General features: G+C 63.3%; 7 protein-coding genes. 1 reads left to right on the top strand and 6 read right to left on the bottom strand.

Annotation, left to right across the window (positions count from 1 at the left end; all coding sequences use genetic code 11):
* Positions 1-61 precede the first annotated feature (61 nt).
* Positions 62-1156 (top strand): zinc-binding metallopeptidase family protein, encoded by a 1095-nt coding sequence (locus ACY693_RS13210; protein ID WP_462322293.1) that lies wholly within the window; start codon positions 62-64, stop codon positions 1154-1156.
* Positions 1157-1283: 127 nt separating this feature from the next.
* Here ACY693_RS13210 and ACY693_RS13205 read toward each other — a convergent pair whose 3' ends face one another.
* From ACY693_RS13205 to ACY693_RS13180, 6 genes are all read right to left on the bottom strand, one after another.
* Positions 1284-1652, bottom strand: coding sequence for a hypothetical protein (locus ACY693_RS13205; RefSeq protein WP_462322292.1), 369 nt, complete (start codon positions 1650-1652; stop codon positions 1284-1286).
* Positions 1639-2511, bottom strand: coding sequence for a sterol desaturase family protein (locus tag ACY693_RS13200; protein ID WP_462322291.1), 873 nt, complete (start codon positions 2509-2511; stop codon positions 1639-1641). The genes ACY693_RS13205 and ACY693_RS13200 overlap by 14 nt, the downstream gene beginning before the upstream one ends.
* A gap of 18 nt (positions 2512-2529) precedes the next feature.
* Positions 2530-2748, bottom strand: coding sequence for a hypothetical protein (locus tag ACY693_RS13195; RefSeq protein ID WP_462322290.1), 219 nt, complete (start codon positions 2746-2748; stop codon positions 2530-2532).
* Positions 2749-2750: 2 nt separating this feature from the next.
* Positions 2751-3221 carry a type II toxin-antitoxin system VapC family toxin gene (locus ACY693_RS13190; protein WP_462322289.1) on the bottom strand — a complete coding sequence of 157 codons (471 nt, stop codon included), beginning with the start codon at positions 3219-3221 and terminating at the stop codon, positions 2751-2753.
* Positions 3218-3979 carry a TIGR04283 family arsenosugar biosynthesis glycosyltransferase gene (locus tag ACY693_RS13185; RefSeq protein ID WP_462322288.1) on the bottom strand — a complete coding sequence of 254 codons (762 nt, stop codon included), beginning with the start codon at positions 3977-3979 and terminating at the stop codon, positions 3218-3220. The genes ACY693_RS13190 and ACY693_RS13185 overlap by 4 nt, the downstream gene beginning before the upstream one ends.
* Positions 3980-4074: 95 nt before the next feature.
* Positions 4075-6457: transglutaminase family protein (locus ACY693_RS13180; RefSeq protein ID WP_462322287.1), on the bottom strand; the 2383-nt coding region annotated here is incomplete at its 5' end.

Here is a 6457-nt window from a genome sequence, read left to right as displayed (position 1 = left end):
GCCTTGGCCGTTCACCGATCGGTCACCCATCAGGCATTGCCTGAGCCACTCTAGGATCAGCATGAAACTCTTTAGCTGCACACAGTGCGGCAACATCCTCTACTTCGAGAATGTCAGCTGCACCGAATGCGACCTGCCGCTCGGCTTCCTGCCGGATCAGCTGCGTCTAGTGCCACTCGAGGAGATCGGTAAGGGGATCTGGAAACCGGTGGGCGAACAGGGCCGGTATCGGCGCTGCCACAACAATGCCGAGCATGAGGTCTGTAACTGGATGGTCGAGGCCGACAGCGACCAGGCCTTCTGTGTCGCCTGTGCCCTCAACGGCACCATCCCGGATCTCTCGGTGGCTGGCAATCACCAGCGCTGGCGCGCGCTGGAGACCGAGAAACGGCGCCTGATCTACGCGATGCTCCAGCTTGGCCTACCGGTGGTGCCGCGCCGAGCCGACCCGACCGGCCTCGAGTTTGCGTTCCTTGCCGACGCCCCTGCCAGTTTCAGCGAACGCAATAAGGTGATGACAGGGCATGCGCAAGGTCTGATCACGATCAATCTCGCCGAGGCCGATCCGGCCGAGCGCGAGCGGATGCGCGAGCAGATGGACGAGCCCTATCGAACCATCCTCGGCCACTTCCGACATGAGTCGGGCCACTACTATTGGGACCGTCTGATCCGCGACAGCGACTGGCTGACACCCTTTCGGGCGCTGTTCGGTGATGAGTCTCGTGACTATGCGCAGGCGCTCGAGCAGCACTACCAGAACGGACCACCGACCGACTGGCATGAGCACTTCATCAGCGCCTATGCCAGCATGCACCCTTGGGAAGACTGGGCCGAGAGCTGGGCCCATTATCTGCTGATGGTCGATGCACTGGAAACCGCCTATCAGTTTGGGCTCAGCATCCGCCCGCGCGCCGGCAACAATGACTCACTGGATGTCGATCACGGGTTCGATGCCTATCGGCCGATGTCGTTCGAGAGCATCCTTCAGCACTGGCTACCGCTGACTCTGGCCCTCAATAGCCTGAATCGCAGCATCGGCCATGAGCACGCCTATCCTTTCGTGCTGGCGTCGCCGGCCATCGAGAAGCTGCGCTTTGTGCATCGTGTCGTGCATCAGGCATCGGCCAACTCCACCGGAGGTGCTGGCGTATTCTGACCACCTTCAAAGAATTCAGCGCATCAGATGCGAGTACCTCATTCCAATGGGACGGGTCAATCTTGGACAGCGATCAATGCGGCTAACGGACAGCGCGCATCGCCACCGCGGACGATGAAGCGTTTATTTAGTGGCTGAGACAGGCATCGCGCACCAGCTCGCTCAATGCCTCGACCGACTCACAGCGGTTCAGGGTCTCGGCGTCGATGCAAACGCGCGGCTCGCCGCCCGCAGAGTGCGACAGCACCGCGGGCAGCGCAATGTCCAGCTCCGGGAACCGGGCTCGCATCTCATTGCGATGCAGGAAGCTGGTCTGCACGCCGAGGCTAGCGACAAAATCCCGCCAGGCCTTCTTCTCGGTCAGTAAGCCGTAGGTCACCCGACACAGATTGCAGGCGTAGGTGTCGGGCGAAAATGCCTTATGGGCGGCATCGGCCAGTTGATTGAAGAGCCCGGTATCGGCGTTATAGACGAAGATCAGCTCATCGCTGGACATGGTTCGCGGCTCCGAGCGCAGCGCCTTGCTGGGTGTATTGCGTCGGTATGCGTGTCGGCGCCAACGGCAGGCGCAGCAGGCGCGGCAAGGTCTGCCAAGCTGGCTCATCATGATGACCGGTGCCAAAGACGATCTGTTGCGGATTCGGGCGAAGTCGAAAGCTGCCGAACAGCCGATCCCAGAACGAGAACACCGTGCCGTAGTTAGAGTTGGTCTCGCGCGCAATCCGCGAGTGATGCACCCGATGCATCGAGGGCGGCACGATCAGCCAGCGCAGCCGCGCATCCCAGTGGCTCGGCACCCGCACATTGCTGTGATGGAACAGGATGATCGCCAGCATCACCGACTTGTACAGGATCAGCTGTGTCAGCCCCATGCCTAGCGCCAAGACCACGAGCGGATTCAACAACGACGAGATCAGCAGCTCACCTGGATGGAAGCGCAAGGCGGTGGTCGCATCCATCGCCGGATCGGTATGGTGGACCTGATGGAAGCGCCAGAGGATGGGGATCTCATGGTTGGCTCGATGCCAGGCATACATCCAGAGGTCGAATAGCAGAACCGCCAGCGCCAGCGTCAGCGCCGCACCGAGCAGGCCATGGAACGACCCGCCATCGAACAGCGGACCATCAAGCGGCAGCCAGTGCAGCAGACCAATGCCGTGCTGCTCGGCGAAGGCCATCGCACCCATCAGTAGTGGTGCCAGCAGCGCGCCAATGGCACCGTTCAGTGCGGCCAGCGTGCCGTTGCGCAACCCATGGCGCAGGCGCTGCTCGCGCCCCAGGTAGAAGGGTATGGTGCCTTCCAGCACCAGCAGCAGCGTCAGCACAATCAGGCCAATGATCAGGTCTGGGGTCATCTTAATCGCTCAACCTGATCATCCGCGCTCAGCCGCAGAGCGGACATCAACGGATTGGTCATCTCGTTGGGGCCGACAAGCGACGACCGATGTCGGCGTTGGCGAAACGACGAGCCGCCCCTGCTGGCCCTGCTTGCGGCGTGCATCGACACAGATGGCGTGCAGGTCTTGGTTAAAGCGCTCGGCGTACTCGTGGCGAATGGCGTGCAGCTCAGCGAGGATCGGGTTGGTTGACACGGTCAAACCTCCAGTAGCTCCAGCGGTGTGCAGATGATCGGTGGCTCATATCCAAGGGCCTGTATGGTCAAGCTCATGGGTCGACGAAGCGCCGGATTCGCGATATGCGCACAGTTCCAGGTGAGCAGGTAATCCATCCCACCAATGGCGGCCAAGGCAATATGCAAAGCATCGAGCTTAGCCGTTGGCGGCAAAGCGACTCGGCTTAACAAGGTCTCAGCCAGGTGCTCAACCTCACCGGTGATATCGATTTCAGGGAGCCCATCGAGGACGCTCAGACGCCGTTGCGCACCTCCAGGATCGCCGGCTGAAGCTTCCTCAAGAACGAACCGCGAGATAAACAGCTCAAACTCGTCGCGCCGTTCCCACAATTCACGCGTCGTCTCCTGGTTGCCCGCGACCACCAGATCACGGCTATGCCAGGCAGTAAGGTAGCTGACAACAGAGGTTTCGACATAGACTCTCGGTTTCATGGATCAACCCCGGCTGAATCGCCTAATCCACGCCGCGTCTCATAGCGGCGCCGCAGCGCTTCCGGTGAGGCCCCGAGGGAGAAGCGTAGCATCAGCTCCGCATTCAGAAGCTGCTGGCGCAGGATACCGTTTTCCAGAAAACGTACCGCTGAGGTTGTGACTGCTGCGGGCAGCTTTTTGATCCGCTTGCGGGTGCGCCGGCGTGCACGACTGAGCAGGTCAACATCCTCGAACAGCGGCCAGTCCGGAAAGCCACCAATCGCAGCGAAGAAGGAGCGCCGGATCAGGATGCCTTGATCGCCGAAACTGGTCAGCGAGCTGTCGAAGCGTGAGAAGAAGGCATAGGTGCTGAGCAGCCAGTGCGCGTGATCGAAGCGCAGCCGGAAACAGGCAATCTGCGTCCTGGGATCGGCAAAGGCGTTGCTCACCACGCCTGGCGCCTCGGGTGGCAACGCGGTGTCATCGTGCAGGAAGAGCAGCAACGGCTCTTTCGCGCGCGCGGCGCCCGCATTGCACTGGGTTCCGCGCCCACGCGGTGCACGCAGCCGCTGGATACCATGAGCAACGGTTGAATCAACGCCGCTATCGATACGCATGCTGGCACTTCCGCTGCTAACCTGCCCAGCAGGCTGATCAGGTCGATCAGCGGGCTCGACGACGATGATCTCAGCCGCCGGGAACAGTTGGCGATGCGCCTCGATGCGCACCGCAAGCTGATCAGTAAACCGCCGCGTCGGGATGATGATCGACAACCTCAAGCGCTATCCCTTCTCTTCATCGGGCCTCGGACAAGCTGGCATGGATTAGCAGTGGACAGATCGCCAAGCCGACCTGCCGCGTTGCGGAGGACGTCTCACAAACAACCCGGCATCCACCGCAGATCCAAGGTGTACGGATGCTCGCCGGCCGGCTCCTCGGGCGGCGGAACAATATCCCCCGGTGTATGCCCCATGTGCCGAAAGCGCGCGATGCGTCGGCTCTCGGCCTCGTAGCTGTTGACCGGGAAGCGCTCCTCGGCGCGCCCACCCGGATGCGAGACATGGTAGCTGCAGCCACCAAGGCTGGCCCGATTCCAGAGATCGACCACATCGAAGATCAGCGGGTCCTGCGCCGGGATCATCGGATGCAGTCCCGAGGGCGGGCTCCAGGCCTTGAACCGCACGCCAGCGACGTACTCGCCCTTGCGTCCAGTCGGACGTAGCGGCAGACGTCGGCCATTGCAGCTGACGACATGACGGCTGTCGGTAAGGCCGTTGACCTTGATCTGCATCCGCTCCACCGCTGAATCGACAAACCGGGCCGTGCCCTGCGCGGTCACCTCCTCGCCCAGGACATGCCAAGGCTCGATCGCGCCGCGCAGCTCGAGCCGGATGCCATTGGCGGTGACCAGATCGCCATAGTGCGGGAAACGGAACTCGAAGAAGGGATCGAACCAGGCCGACTCGAATGGATAGACGGCGCGCTGCAGATCGCAGATCACATCCTCGAAATCTTGCCGCACGAAATGCGGCAACAGGAAGCGATCATGCAGCTCGGTGCCCCAGCGGATAGGCGCGCGGGTGTAGGGCTGCCTCCAGAAGCGCGCGACCAGCGCCCGCAACAAGAGCATCTGCGCCAGGCTCATGCGCGCATGCGGCGGCATCTCGAAGGCGCGAAACTCGACCAGACCCTGCCGGCCGCTGGCCGAATCGGGCGAGTAGAGCTTGTCGATGCAGAACTCGGTGCGATGGGTATTGCCGGTCACATCCACCAGCAGATTGCGCAGCACCCGGTCGACGATCCAGGGCTGGGTCACCTGCCCGGCCGGCATCTGCTGGAAGGCGATGCCCAGCTCATAGAGGCTGTCGTCGCGCGCCTCATCAACCCGCGGCGCCTGGCTGGTCGGGCCAATGAAGGTGCCGGAGAACAGATACGACAGGCTCGGATGATGCTGCCAATAGGTGATCAGGCTCTGGATCAGATCCGGCTTGCGCAGCAGCGGACTGTCGGCCGGCGTCGGCCCGCCCAGGGTCACATGGTTGCCGCCGCCGGTGCCGGTATGGCGGCCGTCGAGCATGAACTTCTCGGTGCCGAGCCGGGTCTGGCGCGCCTCTTCGTAGAGGATCTGGGTATCGCGCACCAGGTCGTCCCAGTAGCTTGCCGGATGCACGTTGACCTCGATCACGCCCGGGTCCGGCGTCACCGCCAGCTTCTGCAGGCGCGCATCGCGCGGCGGCTCGTAGCCCTCGATGATGATGCGCTGATCGGTCGCGGCGGCGGTCGCCTCAAGCGCGGCGACCAGCTCCAGCCAGTGCTCGAGATGGGTCAGCGGTGGCATGAAGCAGTACAGCCGACCCTCGCGCGGCTCGATGCAGAGCGCGGTGCGCACCAGCTCGGCCGGGTAGTCATCAGGCAGCGAGGCCTGCTCGGCAAGCGGTTGGCGATGATCCTCAACCGGCGCATCGCGGCCATGGCGACGCGCAATCTCATCGGGCTGCAGCCCTTGCTCGTTGATCGGCTGGCGCAGCTGACTCGGCTCCACCAGGCGGCTGTAGCGCTGCGCGATCTCGTCATAGGCCGCATGCGGAGTCCCCTCGTGGTTGCTCGCTCGGCGCGGTGACGCCAGCGGCGCGACGGGCTCGAAGGGATCGCGCGCCGGGTGCGTGTCCAGCTCGGCATCGGGCACATAGGGCAAAGCATCCAATGGCAGCCGATAGCCCATCGGCGAATCACCCGGAATCAGGAACAGATTGCCATCGCGCAGCGTCCAGCGCCCGCTGACCCAGCCGGACTTGGCTGTGCCATCCGACCCCAACGGCGCCGGCGTCAGCCCCGCCCAACGCAGCGGCAGCGCATAGCCGGCGACGCGATCCAGATCCTGGCTGAAGACCCGCGCCAGCCGGGCACGCTCGATCGGGTCCTTGAGCTTGCTGTCGAGCGGATCGACGTTGGCCGGCAACCGCGACTCGCGCCAAAGGTAATAGAAGACGTCCTCATGGGCGGGCTGCGCATGGTCCGGATCGACACCCAGCTTGGTCGCCAGCGTGCGGATGAAACGCGCGGCCTCCTCCGGCCCCTGGCCGCGGTCATGGCGCTCATCGCCCATCAGCGTCTCATCCTGCCAGACAGGCGCGCCGTCTTTACGCCAGTAGCAAGACAGCGCCCAGCGCGGCAGCTGCTCGCCCGGATACCACTTGCCCTGCCCGATATGCAGCATGCCGCCCGGTGCGAACTTGCGCTTGAGCCGTAGCAGCAGA

This window comes from Halochromatium sp. (genome assembly GCF_054919635.1).
The sequence above is the reverse complement of the archived record's forward strand: the minus strand, read 5'-3'. Positions and strand labels throughout refer to the sequence as shown.